Here is a 21,228-nt window from a genome sequence, read left to right on the forward strand (position 1 = left end):
TGTTAACTAAATATTCAAATATGGTATTCATTATTTTATTTGTGTTATTTTTGTTATTATATTATGTGAAACCGATATTATTTGTACAATATCTTTTTAAAATTTAAGGCGTTATCAATGTTCAAAAGTTTCACTCACTTTATGAACCATCCCTAAACATATATCTCATCGATATTATTTCTATGGTTAACTTATAAACTAAAGTTTTTTTGACTTTGGCTACCAAATTAAATCGTTACATGATTGTTCAAAATAAACATATTATTTAATTATAATAATCCTACTTACGCTATTTTACTTTTAAAAAAAATTGTAATGTCTAACGCCATTGCTGCATTACAAGGATAAAAAAATCCTTTCTTATTTTAACGTTTCAGCAAAGGATAGCAAGCAAATTAAAATTGCTATTTTATAAATAGTTATCAAGGTATTTTGTATTTATCATAAATCTTGTTCAACTAAAAAAGAAAATCTCACTTTCTGATATGAGTACTTTATACTAAAACATCATGTTAACCTGAAACTTCTTTACAAATTTTTGTCCTGACGCTTATCTCACATAATTAAAAATAAGCAATGAATTACATGGTGCAAGGCTAATCTTAATCAGTATAATAATTATTAAGGAAAACTGTTAACAAGAGACAAAAACAATTTATGGACATACCTGAAAAAACAGCACTCATTGAATTTACCACTCGTTGGTTAAATCAATTTGATTACGCCCCACAAAGTGAAGAATTGCATGCAATCCCTTCTCCTTGTATTTTAAAAACCGAACAACTTACCGTATTTTGGCAACCGTTTGCCTTACAACCACCAAGAGATTTATCCATAGTTGAAGAAGTTGTAGGCATTACTTTACATCCCTCTTCACATATTTTTTATGGCACACAATATGCTGGCAATATGACAGCTAAATTTGCCGACATCAAATTAACTTTAATCCAAGCTTGGAATGATGATGATTTTTCTAACTTAGAACAAAATTTAATTGCCCATTTATCCCAACAAAAAAAATTAAAACGTGTTCCAACCATTTTTATAGCAGCTACAGATGAAAGTACTGAAATAATTTCTTTGAACAATTTAACTGGTGAAATTGTAAAAGAAGATTTGATTACAGGAGAGTTAACTACACTTACTCAAGATTTAACATCTTTTTTAAATAAACTAATTGTTATTAATTAAATAACAATTAGTAAGCTATAACTCAAGCGATAACTCAATACTGAGGTCGATCCATAAAAGTAAATATTTTCTAAATTGTAACTTATAAAATAATGTGTATATAATGCGTTAAAAGTCATTAGATTAGATAGGTGAATTATGTTTGAATATTTAACAGCAGCGCCAGCCGATCCCATTTTAGGGCTAGCAGATCTTTATAATAAAGATGAACGCACCAATAAGATTAATTTAAGTGTTGGTGTTTACAAGGATGAAACCACCAAAACACCTATTTTAGAAAGTGTAAAAAAGGCGGAACAATTTTTATTAACCGACGAAACCACTAAAAGTTATTTACCGATTGATGGTTCCAGTACATTTAATGAAGCGACACAAACGTTGCTTTTTGGTAATAAAAATGAACGTGCAAGAACGGCCCAAGCACCGGGAGGAACGGGCGCGCTACGCATAATGGCTGATTTCTTATCTCGCCGAACCAAAGTCAAACGTATTTGGATAAGTAATCCATCTTGGCCTAATCACCGTAGTGTATTTCAAACCGCTGGTCTTGAAGTCCGTGAATACAACTATTATAACCCGCAGACACATAGTCTTGATTTTGATGCCATGATGAGCAGTTTAAGTCAAGTCGCAGCTGGCGAAGCAGTACTATTCCATGGTTGCTGTCATAACCCAACAGGTATCGATCCAACACCAGAACAATGGCAAGCTATTTCTGATTTAGCGTTAAAAAATGGTTGGTTGCCTCTGTTTGATTTAGCTTATCAAGGCTTTGGGCAAGGTATTGAAGAGGACGTTTATGGATTAAGATTATTTGCAAATCATCAACCTGAATTGCTTATTGCAAGCTCCTATTCAAAAAACTTTGGGTTATATAACGAGCGTGTGGGGGCATTTACATTAATTGCTGCAAATGCCGAAATTGCCGATCGTGCTTTTAGTCAAGTTAAAACCATTATTCGCGCGAATTATTCTAATCCTCCAGCTCATGGAGCTAAAATTGTCTCTTATATTCTAAATAATGAAGAGTTAAAAGAAGAGTGGATTGATGAATTAACCAACATGCGTCAACGCATTCATCGTATGCGACAATTATTTGTTAAAACGTTACAAGATAAAGGTGCAAATCAAGATTTTAGCTTTATTGCTAAACAAAATGGGATGTTCTCATTTAGTGGCTTAAGTGAAGAGCAAGTTCTAAAGTTACGCAGTGATTATGGCATCTACATTGTTAATTCAGGACGAATCAATGTTGCAGGAATGACTATTGATAATATGTCCAGACTCTGTGAATCAATAGTTGAAGTATTATAAAACTCATTAACAAATTGAATAATGATTCAAAATCTCAAATAAAAACTAAGGGAATGATTAAATTTCCTTAGTTATTGCGAGTAACAATAAAAATCCTAATCCACTCAAATCACAATATCCCATTAAATAAAAATAATTTCATTTTTAACTGATGTTGGATAATCCTCTATTTCTTTAATTCTCTATTTTAATTTCCTATTTTTATTCCTTTTAGTTATATCAATATACAAACTGATTATTAGACGCTAATCCATTAATTATTAATAATTGAATTATGAAATATAGAAAATAATTGAGGGCTGTTGTGGCATCACATGTTTTAGATTTTTTAATTTTAGGGAATAACTTTAGCACCAGTGAAATGCGTGCCATTTGGTCAGAACAAAATCGTTTAGAAAAGCAAGTCGATGTAGAAGTCGCTTTGGCAAAAGCCGAAGGTGAATTAGGTGTGATCCCAACTGATGTAGCTGACGAAATTGTAAAAAAAGCAGATGCATCGAAATTATCTTTACAACAAATTGCTGACGAAGCCGCGAAAGCGAAACACTCGTTAATGTCGACGATTAACGCACTACAAAAACAGGTGGGCGAAGCTGGACAATTTATTCATTACGGCGCAACCACTCAAGACATTGTCGATACGGCAACGGTTTTACAATTAAAACAATCTTTCGCTATTGTTGAACGTGATACCAAACTTATTGCTATTGAACTTAAACGATTAGCAAAACAATATCAATATCTGCCTATGGTTGGGCGCACTCACGGTATGCAAGCGCTACCGACTACATTTGGTTTTAAATTAGCAGTTTGGTTAGATGAGTTTGTACGCCATTTACAACGTTTAACTGAAATAAAACAGCGTGTTTTAGTTGGAAACATTAGTGGTGCTGTTTGCACTTATGCATCAATGGGGCATTTTGGTCCTATGATTGAAGCACGTGCATTATCGAGCCTTGGCCTTAATACCCCAAATATCGGTTGGCAATCAGCTCGCGACCGTTTTTCGGAATATGGCTCTGTCATCGCCTTAATTAGTGGCACACTAGGCAAAATTGGCAACGAGTTTTATAACTTAATGCGCACTGAAATTAATGAAGTCGAAGAGCCGTTTTCGGAAGGAAAAATCGGTTCAACTACCATGCCTCACAAACGTAATCCAGCAGCTTTAGAAGGTTTGGCAAGCTTAACTGCGCCCCTATTAAAAAGTGTTGCGCTAATCCACGAATCGATGAAAGTTGAACATGAACGCGATGCCATGAGTTGGCGGGCAGAATGGATTGCCTTACCCGAAATTAATTTATACATCTCTGCTCAATTACAGACCGCACTCACTATTTTTAAAGGTTTGAAAGTCAATAGTGATCGCATGTTAGCAAATTTATTAATGCAAAATGGGCTGTTGCTATCTGAAAAAGTCATGTTTGAAATTGGTAAGCGTTTAGGCAAACAAACTGCTCATCATCTGGTGTATAACTGTGCTATGCAAGCTTTTGAACAAAACAGAGATTTTAAAGATGTACTGTTAGATGATCCATTATTGAATAAAGAATTTTCTGTAGCAGAACTTGATAGCTGGCTTGAACCAATCAACTATCTTGGCTCAGCACCAGAAAAAGTGCAGCAAGTTATCAATTATGCTGAGCAAAGTGGAGTACTAGCATGAGCTTTCGCTTAATTACAAAGTCCGATATTCCTGCGTATCAAGCTTTATTACACAATGCTTATCAAATGACAACGAATTTGGGAATTCATTTTGCCGCTGCCACAGTAAATGATGAGCAAATTAATCATCACATACAATCCAATGCAGTTTATCTATTTGAAAAAGAAAGTAAATTGGTTTCCACCTTAAGTATTCGTTTTCCATGGGGAAATAATCCAGGACCTTATGGATTACCGCATTTAGGTTGGTTTGCAACCGATCCCAAATATAAAGGACAAGGTTATGGCAATCAGTTGTGGGATTGGGTAGAACAACAGATCCTGATTAATCAATTAAAACTACCAGCCGTCACTTTAGGTACAGCACAAAATCACCCATGGTTGGCACAAATGTATATCAAAAAAGGTTTTAGTCCAATTGGACAAGCCGATTTAACCGAAGACCATACTACTGTTTATTTTGAAAAAATTTTCAATCAAAAAAGCTATACCGAATGGAAAAATAGGGGCCATAGACAATGAATAAAATAATAACATTATTATCCGCTGCAATATTAACCGGTTTAGCGTTGGTCGGTTGTGATAACCAATCCAGTAATCAAGCAACCGAGCAAAATATTCTAAAAGTAGGTTCCACAGGGCAAAGTTATCCTAATGGTTATAAACAAAACGATAAATTAGTAGGATTTGATGTTGAGATAACTGAAGCTATCGCCAAAGAGCTCGGTTATAAAGTTGAGTGGGTGATTGCTGAATTTGGCGGTTTAATGGGGCAATTTGATTCAGGACGTTTAGATACCATTGCCAATGCAGTTGCAATTACCCCTGCACGTGAAGCCAAATATGATTTTTCCAATACTTACAGCTTTTATGGCAGTCAAATTGTTACACATAAAGACAATAAAAACATCACCCAACTTTCTGATTTTAAGGGTAAAACCATTGCTGGTGTGCTTGGCTCAAATCATATTAATAATTTAAAAAACGCATTTCCAAATAATGATATTACAATCAAAACCTATGAAACACGAGATGGTGCTATGTATGATACTGAGTATCAACGTGTTGATGGTTATATCAATTCAAAACCTATCTTACTTGCCGAAATTAAACGCAAAAGCTTACCGTTTAAATTGGTCGGTGATCCTATTACTATTGAACAAGTAGCGTTCCCATTTAGTAAAGATGAAAAAGGCCAAGCTCTGCGTGAAAAGTTCAATCAGGCTTTAGAAAAACTTCGCACCAATGGCACATTGAAAAAAATTGCAATTAAATATTTTGGTGAAGATATTACCTCATGAATTTTAATGTAACTTATTTTTTTAGTGTGTTCCCGCAGATTTTACCTTATCTGCCAGTCACACTCTTTATTGCTATCGTTTCGATCCTATTTGCCATTGTTTTTGGGTTAGCGATTGCATTAGTACGTAATCATAAGATTATCGTGATTGATGCTATGTTCGCGCTATTTATTTCATTATTTCGTGGTATTCCTTCCGTTGTGTTATTGTTTATTATTTACTATGGATTACCGCAAATTTTCCCGATATTGAAGCAGATGGGCGCAACGACAGCGGCGATTATTTGCTTTAGTTTAAAATATTCGGCTTATTTAGCTGAAATCTTTCGTGCTGGTTTAGCATCGGTCGATCACGGGCAAAAAGAAGCTGGCTTAACCTCAGGCCTTAGTACTTTTCAAGTTTATCGTGGCATTATTCTGCCACAAGCAGTGGTTAATGCCCTTCCCAATACAGGCAATATGTTTATTTCATTGCTTAAAGATTCATCAGTGGCTTTTTTTGTTGGCGTGCAAGAATTATTAGCAGCAGGGAAAATGTTAACGGCCAATTCGTTCCTCTATTTTGAAACTTATTTGGCTGTCGGTATTGTTTATTGGTTTACTGTTGTTATCTATTCTTGGATACAAAAGAAGCTTGAGAACAAGCTCAGTAAACCCTATCACCGTTAAGGAGAAAGGTGATGATTTCTGTTTCACATTTGTCTAAACGCTTTGCTGATAATGAAGTGTTAAAGGACATTAATTTAAATATTAAACAAGGCGAAGTGGTAGCCATTATTGGTCCATCGGGTTCAGGTAAATCAACCTTGTTGCGTTGTTTAAATTTACTGGAAAAACCAAATACAGGGACAATCAAAATAGGATCGGTTACCTTAAATAGTGAACAATATCGCTGTAAAGACGAAATAAATTTACGTAAACAATCAGCAATGGTTTTTCAACACTATAATTTATTTAAAAATAAAACTGCATTAGAAAATATTACCTACCCACTAATTGTTGGACAAAAAATAGGTAAAGACAAAGCCAAACAGCAAGGGCTATCTTTACTGGAGCGCGTTGGTATGCTGCCGTACGCAAATCAATATCCAATCACTTTATCAGGTGGCCAGCAACAACGTGTCGCCATAGCTAGAGCACTGGCAGTTAGACCTAAAGTACTATTATTTGATGAACCGACATCAGCACTCGACCCCGAACGAGTCCATGAAGTGCTGCAAGTGATGTTACAGCTAGCTAAAGAACATATTACGATGATCATTGTCACGCACGAAATGGAGTTTGCTAAATACGTTGCCGATCGTATCATCTTTATGGCAAATGGCGTCATTGTTGAAGAAGGACCAGCAAAATCAATTATCGATAATCCACAACATGAACTGACACAACGCTTTTTACGCCAAATTACGGATGAAATAGATTTTGAAATTTAGTTAGCACAAGTAAACCAATTGAACTCATTTAGCATGTATCATTTTACAATGTTAAATAATGTCGTGCTAGAAATTGATTAACGGTTAAACCTGAGGCTAATTCTTTAATATCAGTTAATAAATTCATCGCTTTTTGTTGTTCTTTAATTGCATCCGTTAGTTTTAATAACATCTCTGTTTGGTTGTAAGGATTTTTAGGCGATCCTTTGGGAACATCAATACGTTGTCTAATTTTTTTCCCTGTATCTAACTCAATTTCTATCACAACATAACGACTGTTATAGGCGTCAGCATGGGGCGCAAGATTAATTTGATAACTACGCTGCATTTTTTGCATCAGTGCTTGAATCTGTTCTGGAATAGGATTTGGACTGAATTGCTCAAAATTAAGAGGAAAACCTAATAGAGTTAACGCTAAAATATATTCGGCTGAAAACCGCCCCTGCTCGGCCAATAAAGGATTATTATAGATTAATGCGGCATCGCTGTTTGCTGGCGAAAAAAATAGGGTAATACGGCTAATATGGTGAACATTCAATTGTTGATGTTGATAAAGTAGCTTACCTGCATCAGCAACATACGCAGCAGCAGAACAAAAACAGTAAGTTTTAAACCATAGTCCAGGCTCAACAATTTTCCAAACAGCTCCCCACTGACTTAAATCGAAATTATTACCCTGTCCAAAAACAGCTAAAAATCCTAATTTATCATCTAAAAAGTCTCTCTCAGCCGTTATTCCAACGCGTAACCATTCAACCGATTGTATCGCATGCTGAGCGGCTAATCCTGCATGTAAAAACTTAATAGGGGTACCCATAACCAAACGCAGACCAGATGCCTGAGTCGCCGCCAATGTCAAAGCTTGCGACAAAAAAGGTTCATTATAAAGGTAACAAATGGCGGCTGTGGCAGCAATACCGCCTAAGGTAAGGGTTGTATGCCATCCTCTCTCATAATGTTTAGGATTAACGCTTTTGCCCAATCGCGCCATAACTTCAATACCAATAACATAAGCGGTTAAAAAACGCTTACCATCAATATGATATTGAACTTTATCTAATTGAACACTAGCAAATAGTGCTGATAAAATAACGGCGGATGGATGTCCACGCACATCTGAATGGACATCATCATAGTCTAAACAATGTGCTTGAAAACCATTAAATAGTGCCGCTTGCCGAGCTGTCACTAATTTTTTTTGCCCCACTAACCAAGCTTTAGCGTTGCCCCCTTCGTTATCAATCCAATTGAGCAATCGATGGATATCGACTTCATGACGAGCTTGTAAACTACTCGCAAAATAATCAATCACACCATTGATTGCACATTCAATCGTCTTAGGGTCATTAATGATGGGGGTATTTGCTATTAAAAAACTCAATTGCTGACCTAAATTCATTTTCCATCTCAAAAAATATATCGTTATATAAGAAACTGATCTTAATTACCATAACGTATAAAAAGTAATAAGTTAAAGACTATATGGTTATATTTTAATAACTTTTAGTCATAACTTTTAGACTTTGGATATCTCTTTTTTTACTTTTAATTTATATGTTAAAATATGAGCATAACATTACATCTAACACCACAAAAATTAAATCCATTATGTCAATTTGTTATATCGCTTTAGGTAGCAATTTGGATGATCCATTTGCACAAGCCAATCAGGCTATTACCGCATTAAAACAATTACCTGATACTCATATTTTAGCTGTTTCACCATTTTACCGTAGCAAACCATTAGGTCCTAAAGACCAAAACGACTATCTCAATGCTGTTATTAAACTGTCCACAAATTTGCCACCAATCGCTTTACTTGACGAACTGCAAGCAATCGAGAAATCGCAAGGGCGTGTTCGTAAAGACAACCGCTGGGGAGCAAGAACCTTGGATTTGGATATTTTATTGTATGATGATTTAATAATGGATAGTGATCGATTAACCATTCCTCATTACCATATGAAAAACAGAGAATTTGTTCTTTATCCACTGTTTGATATCGCACCGGATTTAATTTTACCTGATAACGATAAACTGCACGAGTTAGTGGTTAAATGCCCCCTCAATGGTTTAATAAAGTGGAATAATTAATTATTTTGTTTAATAACATGGAGTTGTTTTATTTTACCCCCATTTAACGCAAAAAATAATTAAAAAAAATTTGCCAAAGGCTAAATTATTGCTATAGTTTACCGCCTGCAAATAATCTGTACATAAGGGGATTGTTTTGAAAAAGGAACAAAAAGTAAATACCTCTTCGCTTAGCCTGCTTTCAATTGCAGGACTTGAGCCTTATAAAGAGGCAAAAGGTGAGGAGTATATGAATCCTAACCAATTGAAACATTTTAAACTTATCTTAGAAGCATGGCTTTCACAATTACAAGGTGAAATGGGTAAAACTGTTTCTCACATGCAAGATGAGGCTGCAAATTTTCCAGATCCAGCTGACCGAGCAACTCAAGAAGAGGAGTTCAGTCTTGAGTTACGTGCTCGCGATAGAGAACGTCGACTCATTAAGAAAATTGAAAAAACATTGAAGAAAATCGAAATAGATGATTTTGGTTTTTGTGAATCTTGTGGCGTTGAAATTGGTATTCGCCGTTTAGAAGCACGACCAACGGCTGATTTATGCATCGATTGTAAAACATTAGCTGAACTTCGTGAAAAACAAATGGGTATATAATTCCATTTAATCTACTTGTTTACTTAATACGCCCATGCAATATATTGGTCGTTTTGCCCCCTCACCTTCGGGACCATTACATTTTGGTTCGTTGGTGACGGCTTTAGGTAGCTACTTACAGGCCAAATCCTGTTTTGGTAAGTGGCTTGTTCGCATTGAAGATATCGACCCACCTAGAGAAGTTAAAGGGGCATCATCTCTCATTCTAAAAACGCTTGAAGCTCTTCATTTATATTGGGATGATGAGATTTTATATCAATCAAACTGTAGTGAGCGTTATCAAGCTGTCCTGCAATCGCTACTCAATAAACAACAAGCATATTATTGTAATTGCACAAGGCAACGAATTCACAATTTAGCAAATAGAATTTATGACGGTTTTTGCCGTAATCGACTATTGTCAGTTAAAGATAAAGATCAATTGGCTATTCGTATAAAACAAAATCATCCAGTTTTAACTTTTACTGACAAAATCCGAGGCGAACAAACTGCCCAACTAGCAGATGCCTTAGAAGATTTTATTATTCATCGCAAAGATGGTTTATTTGCTTATAATCTAGTGGTTGTACTTGATGATCATGAGCAAGGCATTACAGAAATAGTACGGGGTGCGGATCTTTTACCCGTCACAACCAAACAAATTTCACTTTATCAGCTATTTGGTTTTAGTGTACCGACGTACTGCCATTTACCATTAGCTTTAGATAAGAATGGTAATAAGCTTTCAAAACAAAATTATGCCCGCCCTATCGATTTAAACAACCTTAAAGCGTTAACAGTTCAAGCTTTGCAATTTTTAGGGCAAAAAGTGCCAAAAGATTGGCAAGATGCAACCCAACAACAACTTTTAGATTGGGCAATACAACATTGGCAGATCACAAATGTCCCTAAACAAAATATCCAATTAGCCACCAATATAGGATAAATTTGGTGTAATACCAACATGATGCTCATGTAGCAAATGCTTTTCTGGTTTGATCATTAATGAAGCAAAAATTCTGGTTTTTAATTGTGTTTTTTGCTCAGGGCTTACCAACAAATCACGTAAATCAACGGCTGCATCACCAAACAGGCAATAGTGTAATTTACCAAGCGATGAAACTCGCAATCGATTACAACTTTTACAAAAATCTTTGGAATACGGCATAATTAGCCCAATTTTACCTTGGTAATCGTTATGTACATATACTTTGGCAGGTCCTGACAATGGCATTTTGGGCTGTAACTGCCAACCTTGAGCAATGAGCTGTGATTCAATTATACTACCTGTGGTATGATATCGTTTAAACACATCATCACTATCGCCTATTTCCATCAACTCAATAAACCGTAATTCTACAGGGCGATGTTTAATCCATAACAAATAATCATCAAGATTATCATTCATATTTTTCATCAGAACGGTATTAATTTTGACCTTTTTTATACCAACTTCCAATGATTTTTCAACACATTGCATTAGCTCTTTGAGTTTATCTTGGCCGGTAATTAATTTGAATAAATGTGGAGATAGACTATCAATACTGATGTTAATCGCATTCAGTCCAGCTTGTTGCCAATGTGCAATATTTTTTAATAAACGCGATCCGTTGGTGGTAATTGCCAGCTCTTTAATACGAGAATAAGAGGAAATAATTGACAAAATATCAATAAAATCGCGTCGTAATGTGGGTTCTCCACCAGTTAAACGAATTTTATGCACACCAAGTTCAGTGAACGTAGATACAACATTATCAATTTCATTAAGCGAAAGAAACGTATGATTTTTATTAGGTCGATAACCATTTGGTAAACAATACTGACACTGAAAATTACACAGCTCAGTAATCGATAAACGCAAATATTGAAATCGCCGTTGATAGTTATCAACTAATTGCATATATAATTTAAACACCTTATCCAAATCGGGAAGCATAGCCATTTCTGCGCTATACCGCGGCTAATTGACCATATGAATAACATTATCACTTAGGTAAAATAGCTTCAGAGTTTGGTTAAGTCTAGCACAGTCTTAATTTATTGACTATGAGCAATTATTTAATATCATAATAATAAAAATCAATTTGTTTTTTATCTAAGATTCGACTTTGTCATTATTATCCTCGGTATGAATAACCGTTATGTAGCTAGGAATAACCGTTGCTGTTCGATAAATATAAACCCACATTTTTCCTGGTGGCTCGTCACTTAAAAATCGTTTTAGTAAAATATCATCCTCAGTATCATTATCCGATTGTTGATTTCTATAATAATCGGTAAACTCTTCATACAATTCTTCTTCATCTGTTAATGAACCACTATAGTTAGCTTTATATTGTTTATATAAAAAATTGAATTTATCAATAAAAAAATCACATTCTCTTTCTATTGCAAAATTTTTAGGATTAACATAGCCTAAAGTTGCAAAAATCTTATCAGCTACAGGCGATCCTGATTCCAATTGTTTAAATGAAGAATAATAAAAATCCTTTCTTAGCTGACTGACCATCCATCTAAATAATCAAAAATCAGTTTTCATTGATAACATCATTACTTAATAACTAAAATTGAAATAATTTTATACTACGTTTACCTTTAAATCATTGTTAAATACCATATTGAAAAAATTGGATAAAAGAAGAACAATTTTATTTTTTCATTTGGTATTAATTAAGTTATTTATAAATTAAGCTATTATCAGCTTTACTTATTCTTTATTCTGTTTGAATATATAATGATTTTTTGCCGATAAAACCGTCAAATGGAGGTTGTAATGATTACCCATATTAGCCCATTAGGATCAATGGACTTACTTGCTCAAGCAGAAGTTGATATTTTAAAAAAATCAGCCAATAGTGATCTTTATCAGTTGTTTAGAAATTGTTCTTTAGCAACACTCAATGCAGGCAGTAAAACCGATAATACTAAAGATCTGTTAGATAGATTCCAATCTTTTGAAATTAATGTTATTAGTAAAGAACGTGGGGTTAAGTTAGAGCTTATTAATGCCCCCGAAAGTGCATTTGTAGATAAACGAATCATTCGCTCAATTCAAGCTAATCTATTTGCGGTTTTACGTGATATTCTTTTTTTAAATAGCCAAATAATGGCAATAAAACATTTGGTTCCTAATGACAAACTTGAAAAAGAACATTCCTATTACATCACCAATCTTGTTTTTTCTATTTTACGTAATGCTAATGCACTCCATGTTGGTGAGGAACCGAATCTCATTGTTTGTTGGGGTGGACATTCCATTAATGAAAACGAATATTATTATGCTCGTCAAGTTGGTATGCAACTTGGGCTACGTGAACTCAATATTTGTACGGGATGTGGTCCAGGTATTATGGAAGCACCAATGAAAGGTGCGGCTGTTGGTCATGCACAACAGCGTTATAAAGATAGTCGATTTATTGGTATGACCGAACCTTCTATTATCGCCGCTGAGCCACCAAATGCTTTAGTCAATGAACTAATTATTATGCCGGATATTGAAAAACGTCTTGAAGCTTTTGTACGAATGGCGCACGGTATTATTATATTTCCAGGTGGGCCGGGAACGGCTGAAGAGTTACTTTATATTCTTGGTATCATGTTGAACCCAGCCAATAAAAACCAAACTCTTCCACTGATTTTAACTGGTCCTAAAGAGTGTGAAAGCTATTTTGCTGCTATTGATGATTTTATACGTAATACATTAGGTGAAGAAGCAACCAAGCTTTATCAAATTGTGATCGACTCACCTGAACAAGTTGCTCGTATTATGAAAGATGGCGTAAAACATGTAAAATCTTCGCGCTTAAAAACGGGTGATGCCTATGGTTTTAACTGGCTATTGAAAATTGATGAATCCCTACAACGTCCTTTTGAACCACTGCATGAAAACATGGCAGCATTAAATCTGCATAGAAATCAACCTGTCGAATTACTTGCGGCGGATTTACGCCGAGCGTTTTCGGGCATTGTTGCTGGTAATGTAAAAGAATTTGGAATGAAACAAATAGCCGAACATGGTCGATATAAATTACAAGGTGATCCTGAAATTATGAAACAACTCGATAATTTATTAAGAAGCTTTGTAAAACAAGATCGTATGAAACTACCGGGAGGAACCGCTTACCAACCATGTTATGAGATTTGTTATTAACAGAAAGTCAAAACACATCTTTTATAATATTCCGCCGAAAATAGAATCGGCGGAAAATTTTTATTAAACGTAACTTTAAAAGTCACTCAAAATATCTAAAGCTTCTGACACTTTCTTCACTGCAAAAATCTGCATATTGTCAGGTTTCTTTTTCGGCATATTGGCAATCGGCACAATCGCTTTTTTAAAGCCATGTTTAGCGGCCTCAGAAATTCTCTCTTGCCCACTTGGTACTGGGCGAATTTCACCACCTAAGCCAATTTCACCAAAAATTACGACATCTTGCGGTAAAGGACGATTACGAAAACTTGATACTAATGCAGCAATCAAGGCTAAATCAGCACTAGTTTCGGTAACTTTTACACCACCGACAACATTAACAAATATATCTTGATCGGCCATTTGTAACCCACCATGACGGTGCAAGACAGCCAATAATAACGCTAATCTATTTTGGTCAAGTCCAACAGTAACACGTCTAGGATTACCATATATAGAGTGATCAACTAAAGCTTGAATCTCAACCAACAGTGGGCGCGTGCCTTCCCAAAGTACCATAACAGAACTGCCAGGCAACATCTCATCACCGCGACTTAAAAATATCGCCGATGGATTACTGACCTCTTTTAAACCTTGTTCTGTCATGGCAAATACACCCAGTTCATTTACTGCACCAAAACGGTTTTTATGGCTGCGTAGTGTTCTAAAACGAGAATCGGCATCGCCATCTAATAAAATAGAACAGTCAATACAGTGCTCAAGGACTTTTGGACCTGCTAGTGAGCCATCTTTAGTCACATGTCCAACCATAATAATGGCAATCCCTTTCGTTTTGGCAAAGCGTGTTAAATAGGCTGCGGTTTCTCGCACTTGTGCAACACTACCTGGTGAAGATTGTATATCGGCAAGGTGCATCACTTGAATAGAGTCAATAACCATAAGCTTAGGTTGCGACTGTTCAGCCAACAGACAAATTTGTTCAATACTGGTTTCAGATAACATATTAATATTATCGGTTGGTAAACCTAAACGATGTGCACGCATAGCAACTTGTTGTAGTGATTCTTCACCTGTTACATACAAGGTATTCATTTGGGCTGATAGTTTACTCATGGTCTGTAGCAATAAAGTACTTTTACCAGCACCTGGGTTACCACCAATTAATATGGCACTACCCGGTACAACTCCGCCACCTAATACGCGATCGAATTCAGAAAATCCAGTTGAAAATCTTGGTAAGGCTTCTAAACTTATTTCTGATAGCTTTTGAATTTTAGCTTGACCTGCCCCACCCGCATAACCTGTTAATCTGTCATTACGTGATGAAGTACTGGCTAACCTAACTTCAGTAATCGTGTTCCAAGCGTGACACGCACTACATTGCCCCTGCCAACGCGGATAATCTGCGCCACAATCATTGCACACATAAGCACGTTTAACGGATTTTGCCAAATTATTCTCCTAACCTTCACTTAATAAACTGGTGGATAAAATACACCATAGACCAGTCAAATCTGCATAATTAATACTAATTCTCGCCTTTTCAACAACTTTGGGTTTACCATGATAAGCCACCCCAAGACCTGCAATGCGGATCATCATTAAATCATTTGCCCCATCGCCAATTGCTACGGTTTGCTCGATTGGAATATCAAGCGAGGCAGCTAATTGCTGCAATGTTCTTGCTTTGTATTTAGCATCAACAATATCACCAATTACTTTGCCGGTTAATTTTTCATTTTTAATTTCTAATTGATTTGCATAAACATCAACTAATTTTAATTTTTGTTTGAGATGATCTGCAAAATAGGTAAAGCCCCCAGAGGCAATGGCAACATGCCAATTTTTTTTGTATAACTCACGAACTAAATAAGTTAGACCTGGCGTAAGTGGTAGTTTATCTTTCACTTCTTGTAAGATGTTTTGATGAGCACCTTTTAATGTTGCAACTCTTTTACGTAAACTCGTTGAAAAATCTAGCTCTCCGCGCATAGCTTGTTCAGTAACGGCAGCAACTTGCTCCCCAACCCCATGCAGTTTGGCTAATTCATCAATGCATTCAATACCGATTGTAGTTGAATCCATATCCATGACAAGTAAACCAGGAGAATGCAACGTTGGTAAATTATCAATGGGTGCAACATCAATACCTAAAGTAAGTGAAATAGATTTAGCTTTTTTAGGCATCACCCCAGCGATTCGTACAATTTGATAGGTTTTAATTTTCCAAGATGACACAATCACCATTGGCATAGCCAGTTTATTTTGAAATGTTGATAATATTGTTTTATTTAATTTCTTTCCATAAATAATCCAACCGGTTTTACCTGCATTGTAATCAAGTGGAACAACCTCACAGCCATTTAAAGAAAGTGGTAATCCTTGCCAATCTTGAATATTCTCAGGTAAATCATTATAGGTGAGTGTGTAAGCCATATCAGAAAATCATTATAACGTAAAACGAAGCCAAAATTTAACATATCTATAAAAGATTGTCCAAATTGGGATTTAGCTTATCTTACATTCAACGTTTAAATACAAATATCAATATACCCAAAATTTGAAACGGTATAGACTCCTGAATATTTTTTACAAAAAATCTATTATAATTATATTTTAAGTCAATCTAAACCTGACTATTCGATCACATCTCAATTTTAACCAACTCCTTTCAATAATTTTTTAGATATCCCTATTTTTATCATGAATAGATGACTATTTTTGTCAAAAAGTTTCAGGTTATGCATACGTTTCAGTAAAAATTAATGTTTAAAGATAATGACTGAATATCAATTTATACAACATCCGTAACGTATAAATTCTATTCAACCTTTTTTGCTGCCGCTTGGAAATCAATTTTTAACTGGTATTGCGTTAATTTATTACTGTCATTAATAAGTTATCTATCTAATTTAAATTAAAAATTTTTTTCAAAAAAAGATTGCAAATTATGCTGAATAATGTATTTTTACAAACAACTTTAGATTGTTTTTTATCACAAGTTAATTTCATAGCGTTTTAACTTATGGACTATATTTGTGATGTTCATGTTTAGCTTAAATAAACAAATAATACTTAAAATGACATGTAAGGCATCGGAGAACAACAATCCTAAATTTAAAGATGTTTTTATTGTTACCATACTACGTTTAATAAATAATTATCATAATAACTTCATAGTTTAAGGAATGAACAATGACATTATCACCAGTAAAACAATGGACATTTCCTGTTATCATTAATAGTAAAAAAGAACCTATCACTGCCGATGACTATTATGCAGCATTAATGTCAACTTCATCAGGATTTTATCCAGTTAGTGCTACTAATCTTATGCATATGGGTATTCACTTTGATAAAACAGTACTTAAAGAATTAGGTGATGAAAACGAACGAAAGGTTCATTGTATTGCCGATGGTGAAGTAGTTGCTTATCGAATTAATGATAACTATCAAAATATTAGCTACGGAGATACAGTTGCTTTCTACTCAACAGGTTTTGTTTTGGTACGTCATCTACTCGAAATGGAGCGAGTTGAAGAAAAAAAACAATCAACAGAGCCTAATGCCGAAAATAGTTCAACAACAGAAAAACCTGCTGAAGATAATTCTCCCGCATCTTCTGCTTCTAAGACAAATGATACTGCAACTCCTACTAATTCAACGGCAGATAAAGCTGATACTGAATCAGAAAACAAAGCAGCCGAAGCTGAAAAAGAAAAACTGCCACCACATCAACTCTATTTTTATAGCCTTTATATGCATCTGGCCGATACCGCCTTTTATGATAAAAATTCTAAAATGCCAACACCTTCATTTTGGGAACAAGATATTTATCGTGTACTGCCTAACCATAAAGAATTGAATAAGGTAGAAGGGTTATGTATTCGCGATAAAGCGGACAATTCAAAAAATGACAGTATATTAGCAGTATTACAAGTCGGTACCAAAGTAAATTTAAATCTTGATTTACATGACGAAAATCATAATTGGTATGCTGTTACAAGCTTAGCGGAAGGTTATTCCTCTATTCCCGAGTTAAAATCAATTAAACACTCTCAAGGTGAGGCTCAAACAGACATTTTAGGTTGGATTTTTATTGGTAAAGAGATGACCTCGCAAGAATTTGAGATTTTAGGATTAAATGAGCACAAAAAACTTCTTTCAGGTCAATCTACAGAGCTTAGCATACTAACAAAAGAGTTTAATGCTACATGTGCGAGTTCTAAAGGATTAAGAGTTCGAAAAGATAAAAAAATTTTATCAATGCTACCTGGAGGAACCCAAGTTAAAATATCGGGAAATAAAAAAGCAAAACGTTATGTTGAGTTAACTGAAGTGATTCGGGATGGTAAACCCACCATTCCTTTACCAAAGGGAAACACAAAAATTTGGTTTGATTGCCTTGAAAGAATTTCCCGAGGTAAAAAATACAATGAAGTGGTTGTATTAGATACACCATCTCCAATAAAAGCAGGTGATGTGATTGGGCATATTGGGCATGACCATACCCCTCAGATATCACTTTCCCAGAACAGTGCTGAAATTAAATGCGAAACCAACTTGCATGTTGAATGTTTTACCTGTGATGACCTGCCTAACTTTATTGCACAAACTCGTGCAGAGGCCAGTAAACTTCCTGAGGAAGAGAAGACCTTATTAGGTATTTCGAAACAAGCAAAACTACTTAAATCACCGAAAGATGCAGACACAGATGTGGGGCAACATACTGAGATTAAAGTAATCAGTAAAAATATCAATATCAAATGGTTACAAGTCGAAATCACAGTATCCAAAACTAAGAAAAAAACGGCATGGATAGAAAATAGTGAAGAGATATCAAAAAGCATAAATGCAAAGGGTAATATCTCTTTAGCGACTGATAAAAAAGCCTGGAGTGAATATCCATTACAGGCAAGCGAATTAGCGAATAACAGTTCGATTATTGATACTCCATTATTACTTGATATTAATAATGGAGTCTTTAAAAAGTTGAGTCATCGAGCTATTGATAAAGATGGCATATTATGGTTTTTTATAGAGCATGCTCTTGATAAAAATAATGCTCCTATTCGTGGTTGGTTAGCCATAAATAGTGAAGGCGTAAAAAAAGTGAGTTGTTGGGATTGGTTTGATTTTAAGCTGATAGAAGAAAAGGCGACTACAAAAGAATTTTATTTAGATGTCAAAAAGTCCTCATCTAGAGACAATGCATCTCTTGAGGCCTATAAACCAACGCTAAAAGAGACGTTAGCAATTTTAGATAGGCAATATCATTTAGACCAAAAAAAATATGCTAAGATAGATGCAAAAAGTTTCAACGGAATCAAAGATAAACCACAATTATCATCGGCACTTTCACGTTTACTGATTCAGAGCGAAAGTGAATGGTATAGTGAAATTGATGCACAAGGAAAAATGCCCAGATGGGATGCCTTAGACAGTGAATTTAATGCAGATGCAAAAAATGTCTTTGATTATTTGAAAGAAGGGTATAAAGCATGCCTAGATGCTTACATAAACACATTAGATGAAAGTGAACGAAAAAATGTTAAAAATGGACTAATCAATTTGAGGAATATTCTCCAAACCATCGCCAATCCGATATTAGATAATTTAAGCCAAAAAGAACATAACGCCTATGTTCAACTAAAAACGTTAGAAAATAGAGTGGGAAAATGGGATAAAGAAAAAGAGAAAATAATTAAAATGTTATGGTGGGATGATGTTGCAAAAGGTTTAGCGAAACAAAATAATACAAATGCCATGAGTAAAAATTCATCGAATAAATCATCAGATTCTGCAAAACAAACAACCTCAGCTACATTAGAACCTAACGGTATGGTATGGTATATGAATGCAATAGCTATGCAGACGTTTGATAATAATAAAAAAAGTAAATTAAAAACATCTAAAAAAGGTTTGGATTTCATCTATTTAGCAGAGGCAGTAAAAAATGTTTCGAATAAATTACACTGGCCTCATTCAGGTAGCGGAATTACATTAGGACCTGGATATGATATGAAATTTAGAAGTTCAGAAAGTATTTTACAAGATCTTTTAGCAATAGGTGTTTCATATGATATAGCCCAAAAAGTATCAAAAGCAGGAGGCCTAAAAAATGATGCTGAAATTAAGGATTTTATGAGCAAAAATAAAGGCCTTATCTCATTAACTGAAGAACAAGAAAAAGCATTATTAATAAAGATAATACCTACATATGAAAATAGAGTTGATAAAGTAATAAAAATTAATTTGAAACAATATGAATACGATGCTTTAGTTTCATTTGCTTATAATAGGGGCTCAATAGCAAAAGAAATGATAACATATCTTAACGCAGGAAAAAAGAAAGCGGCAATGGATGTTTTAGAAAAATTTAATAAAGCAAAAGGTCAAGTAGTTGGGGGGTTGGTAAAAAGAAGAAAAAAAGAAAGAGAATTATTTGAAAAAGGTATATATGCAACAAAAATTTATTAGGAAAGAATATGTTTCGTTATTTTTATTTATTAATTTTTCTATTTTTATCATTTATTTCATTTTTAACAAAAGCAGATCATACTAAAACTTGGATTGTATCAAAAGTATACATTAGCGATACAATCCATACAAAAAAAGTAACTTCAGATGATCCAATATATCTTTATAGAATATTTGAATTAGATGAACATAGTATAAAAACGAATGTTTTTTCAGATAGTAACATTGAAACTTGCTTAAATTATAATATTAAAAAATTTAAGATTAATTTTGATCACTTACTCAATAATAATATGGCAAGAAATAAAGATGAAATTTTAACAGCAAAATCTTTTGATATTGAAATAGAACAACCAATAAATCAAATAGATATTTATTGTCCCAATATCAATGAAACTTGGACACTTTTTGAGAAAAAAAAGAATGAATATTTAATAATAAATACTTATGATTCAATCTTAGAGTTAAAAAGTATAGAAAAAGAGAACGTTAAACCTAGTTTTTCTTGTCATAATGCCAAAAAATTATCCGAAAAACTGATCTGTCAAAATATGTATCTTTCCGGGTTAGATAAAAGTATTCATGATATCTATTTCAATATAAGAAAGGATTATGTCTACAATGATTCTTTGAAAGAGTTCGGCGAAATTAGCAACAGACAGAAAGAATTTATTAAAAAAAGAGATTTATGTACTGACGAAAAATGTTTAATAGATATTATGTATGAATACACTATTGAGTTACATAATGATATGCCTTTAATCACACCTTACTAAAAATTTTTGCGTATAAAATTAACAAAATAAAAAGAAATAGAGGAATTACCAAATAATGAGCTTAATGACTCCTGATTTATTTAGAACTATGAAAAGATTATGGGAAAAAGATCCAGATAACAAAGGATTATTGAAAAGAAGAGAAGATAAAGCTAAATTTTTCGCAAATGGATTATAGTAATGAAGAAAGTTCTACTATTTATATTAATATTTATGAGTAACAATGTTTTTAGTGATGTTAGTCCAATAGAGAG

The 21,228-nt window shown here is 34.2% G+C and carries 19 protein-coding genes and 1 riboswitch; of the genes, 14 read left to right on the forward strand and 5 right to left on the reverse strand.

Going from position 1 to position 21,228, the window contains the following annotated elements:
• The first annotated feature begins 657 nt into the window (after window positions 1-657).
• The 7 genes from syd (at window position 658) to H3T96_RS12095 (ending at window position 6,903) form a co-directional block, all read left to right on the forward strand.
• Entirely contained in the window at window positions 658-1,191 is a 534-nt protein-coding gene (gene syd, locus H3T96_RS12065) for a SecY-interacting protein (protein ID WP_086326756.1), read from the forward strand.
• 138 nt (window positions 1,192-1,329) lie between these two features.
• Window positions 1,330-2,505, forward strand: coding sequence for an amino acid aminotransferase (locus H3T96_RS12070; protein WP_065737908.1), 1,176 nt, complete (start codon window positions 1,330-1,332; stop codon window positions 2,503-2,505).
• Window positions 2,506-2,809: 304 nt separating this feature from the next.
• The gene (gene purB / locus H3T96_RS12075; protein ID WP_144092893.1) at window positions 2,810-4,171 is read left to right on the forward strand and encodes an adenylosuccinate lyase; all 1,362 of its coding nucleotides are present in this window, start codon (window positions 2,810-2,812) and stop codon (window positions 4,169-4,171) included.
• Window positions 4,168-4,692 carry a GNAT family N-acetyltransferase gene (locus H3T96_RS12080; RefSeq protein ID WP_144092895.1) on the forward strand — a complete coding sequence of 175 codons (525 nt, stop codon included), beginning with the start codon at window positions 4,168-4,170 and terminating at the stop codon, window positions 4,690-4,692. The genes purB and H3T96_RS12080 overlap by 4 nt, the downstream gene beginning before the upstream one ends.
• Complete coding sequence (locus H3T96_RS12085; protein ID WP_144092897.1) at window positions 4,689-5,471, forward strand: amino acid ABC transporter substrate-binding protein; 783 nt, start codon at window positions 4,689-4,691, stop codon at window positions 5,469-5,471. Before H3T96_RS12080 ends, H3T96_RS12085 begins: the two co-directional genes overlap by 4 nt.
• Window positions 5,468-6,139, forward strand: a complete 672-nt coding sequence (locus H3T96_RS12090) for an amino acid ABC transporter permease (protein ID WP_144092899.1) — start codon at window positions 5,468-5,470, stop codon at window positions 6,137-6,139. The genes H3T96_RS12085 and H3T96_RS12090 overlap by 4 nt, the downstream gene beginning before the upstream one ends.
• Before the next feature lie 11 nt (window positions 6,140-6,150).
• Complete coding sequence (locus tag H3T96_RS12095; RefSeq protein WP_144092901.1) at window positions 6,151-6,903, forward strand: amino acid ABC transporter ATP-binding protein; 753 nt, start codon at window positions 6,151-6,153, stop codon at window positions 6,901-6,903.
• A 43-nt stretch (window positions 6,904-6,946) separates the two neighbouring features.
• Here the strand turns inward: H3T96_RS12095 and H3T96_RS12100 are convergent, their stop codons facing one another.
• On the reverse strand, window positions 6,947-8,302 hold the full coding sequence (locus H3T96_RS12100) for an MmgE/PrpD family protein (protein ID WP_144092903.1): 1,356 nt from the start codon (window positions 8,300-8,302) through the stop codon (window positions 6,947-6,949).
• Between the two features lie 209 nt (window positions 8,303-8,511).
• On the opposite strand from H3T96_RS12100, the gene folK reads away from it, so the two are divergent.
• The 3 genes from folK to gluQRS all read left to right on the forward strand — a co-directional run bounded on the left by folK (window position 8,512) and on the right by gluQRS (window position 10,514).
• Window positions 8,512-8,997, forward strand: coding sequence for a 2-amino-4-hydroxy-6-hydroxymethyldihydropteridine diphosphokinase (gene folK / locus H3T96_RS12105; protein WP_144092905.1), 486 nt, complete (start codon window positions 8,512-8,514; stop codon window positions 8,995-8,997).
• 136 nt (window positions 8,998-9,133) lie between these two features.
• The gene (gene dksA, locus H3T96_RS12110) at window positions 9,134-9,589 is read left to right on the forward strand and encodes an RNA polymerase-binding protein DksA (RefSeq protein ID WP_065604032.1); all 456 of its coding nucleotides are present in this window, start codon (window positions 9,134-9,136) and stop codon (window positions 9,587-9,589) included.
• A gap of 34 nt (window positions 9,590-9,623) precedes the next feature.
• Window positions 9,624-10,514 carry a tRNA glutamyl-Q(34) synthetase GluQRS gene (gluQRS, locus tag H3T96_RS12115; protein ID WP_144092907.1) on the forward strand — a complete coding sequence of 297 codons (891 nt, stop codon included), beginning with the start codon at window positions 9,624-9,626 and terminating at the stop codon, window positions 10,512-10,514.
• Here the strand turns inward: gluQRS and moaA are convergent.
• Window positions 10,494-11,468, reverse strand: coding sequence for a GTP 3',8-cyclase MoaA (gene moaA / locus H3T96_RS12120; RefSeq protein ID WP_144092909.1), 975 nt, complete (start codon window positions 11,466-11,468; stop codon window positions 10,494-10,496). The two genes, gluQRS and moaA, sit on opposite strands and share 21 nt — an antisense overlap.
• A riboswitch (molybdenum cofactor riboswitch) is annotated at window positions 11,465-11,590 on the reverse strand. Its footprint overlaps the gene before it by 4 nt.
• Before the next feature lie 73 nt (window positions 11,591-11,663).
• Window positions 11,664-12,077 carry a hypothetical protein gene (locus H3T96_RS12125; RefSeq protein WP_144092910.1) on the reverse strand — a complete coding sequence of 138 codons (414 nt, stop codon included), beginning with the start codon at window positions 12,075-12,077 and terminating at the stop codon, window positions 11,664-11,666.
• A gap of 264 nt (window positions 12,078-12,341) precedes the next feature.
• Between H3T96_RS12125 and ppnN the strand changes: the two genes are divergently transcribed.
• Window positions 12,342-13,718 (forward strand): nucleotide 5'-monophosphate nucleosidase PpnN, encoded by a 1,377-nt coding sequence (gene ppnN / locus H3T96_RS12130; RefSeq protein ID WP_065737918.1) that lies wholly within the window; start codon window positions 12,342-12,344, stop codon window positions 13,716-13,718.
• Window positions 13,719-13,793: 75 nt separating this feature from the next.
• On the opposite strand, the gene radA is transcribed toward ppnN, so the two are convergent.
• Both radA and serB read right to left on the reverse strand, forming a co-directional pair.
• The gene (gene radA / locus H3T96_RS12135) at window positions 13,794-15,170 is read right to left on the reverse strand and encodes a DNA repair protein RadA (protein ID WP_025316575.1); all 1,377 of its coding nucleotides are present in this window, start codon (window positions 15,168-15,170) and stop codon (window positions 13,794-13,796) included.
• A 9-nt stretch (window positions 15,171-15,179) separates the two neighbouring features.
• A complete protein-coding gene (serB, locus tag H3T96_RS12140; protein ID WP_144092912.1) occupies window positions 15,180-16,154 on the reverse strand; it encodes a phosphoserine phosphatase in 975 nt (324 codons plus the stop codon).
• 759 nt (window positions 16,155-16,913) lie between these two features.
• Between serB and H3T96_RS12145 the strand changes: the two genes are divergently transcribed.
• From H3T96_RS12145 to H3T96_RS14865, 3 genes are read left to right on the forward strand one after another with little or no spacing between them, the layout of a single operon-like run.
• Window positions 16,914-20,198: a glycoside hydrolase family protein gene (locus tag H3T96_RS12145; protein WP_144092914.1), complete on the forward strand. Its 3,285-nt coding sequence runs from the start codon at window positions 16,914-16,916 to the stop codon at window positions 20,196-20,198.
• Between the two features lie 8 nt (window positions 20,199-20,206).
• Entirely contained in the window at window positions 20,207-20,974 is a 768-nt protein-coding gene (locus H3T96_RS12150; protein ID WP_144092916.1) for a hypothetical protein, read from the forward strand.
• Between the two features lie 55 nt (window positions 20,975-21,029).
• Window positions 21,030-21,152 (forward strand): hypothetical protein, encoded by a 123-nt coding sequence (locus H3T96_RS14865; protein WP_255519023.1) that lies wholly within the window; start codon window positions 21,030-21,032, stop codon window positions 21,150-21,152.
• Window positions 21,153-21,228 lie beyond the last annotated feature (76 nt).

This window comes from Gilliamella sp. W8136 (genome assembly GCF_016101285.1).
GTDB classification, from domain to species: domain Bacteria; phylum Pseudomonadota; class Gammaproteobacteria; order Enterobacterales; family Orbaceae; genus Gilliamella; species Gilliamella apicola_N.

Excerpts from the sequence above, each read along its gene's own strand:
- syd (WP_086326756.1), top strand. The coding sequence starts at position 658 with ATGGACATACCTGAAAAAACAGCACTCATTGAATTTACCACTCGTTGG.
- H3T96_RS12070 (WP_065737908.1), top strand. The coding sequence starts at position 1,330 with ATGTTTGAATATTTAACAGCAGCGCCAGCCGATCCCATTTTAGGGCTA.
- H3T96_RS12080 (WP_144092895.1), top strand. The coding sequence starts at position 4,168 with ATGAGCTTTCGCTTAATTACAAAGTCCGATATTCCTGCGTATCAAGCT.
- H3T96_RS12085 (WP_144092897.1), top strand. The coding sequence starts at position 4,689 with ATGAATAAAATAATAACATTATTATCCGCTGCAATATTAACCGGTTTA.
- H3T96_RS12090 (WP_144092899.1), top strand. The coding sequence starts at position 5,468 with ATGAATTTTAATGTAACTTATTTTTTTAGTGTGTTCCCGCAGATTTTA.
- H3T96_RS12095 (WP_144092901.1), top strand. The coding sequence starts at position 6,151 with ATGATTTCTGTTTCACATTTGTCTAAACGCTTTGCTGATAATGAAGTG.
- H3T96_RS12100 (WP_144092903.1), bottom strand. The coding sequence starts at position 8,302 with ATGAATTTAGGTCAGCAATTGAGTTTTTTAATAGCAAATACCCCCATC.
- folK (WP_144092905.1), top strand. The coding sequence starts at position 8,512 with ATGTCAATTTGTTATATCGCTTTAGGTAGCAATTTGGATGATCCATTT.
- gluQRS (WP_144092907.1), top strand. The coding sequence starts at position 9,624 with ATGCAATATATTGGTCGTTTTGCCCCCTCACCTTCGGGACCATTACAT.
- moaA (WP_144092909.1), bottom strand. The coding sequence starts at position 11,468 with ATGCAATTAGTTGATAACTATCAACGGCGATTTCAATATTTGCGTTTA.
- H3T96_RS12125 (WP_144092910.1), bottom strand. The coding sequence starts at position 12,077 with ATGGTCAGTCAGCTAAGAAAGGATTTTTATTATTCTTCATTTAAACAA.
- ppnN (WP_065737918.1), top strand. The coding sequence starts at position 12,342 with ATGATTACCCATATTAGCCCATTAGGATCAATGGACTTACTTGCTCAA.
- serB (WP_144092912.1), bottom strand. The coding sequence starts at position 16,154 with ATGGCTTACACACTCACCTATAATGATTTACCTGAGAATATTCAAGAT.
- H3T96_RS12145 (WP_144092914.1), top strand. The coding sequence starts at position 16,914 with ATGACATTATCACCAGTAAAACAATGGACATTTCCTGTTATCATTAAT.
- H3T96_RS12150 (WP_144092916.1), top strand. The coding sequence starts at position 20,207 with ATGTTTCGTTATTTTTATTTATTAATTTTTCTATTTTTATCATTTATT.
- H3T96_RS14865 (WP_255519023.1), top strand. The coding sequence starts at position 21,030 with ATGAGCTTAATGACTCCTGATTTATTTAGAACTATGAAAAGATTATGG.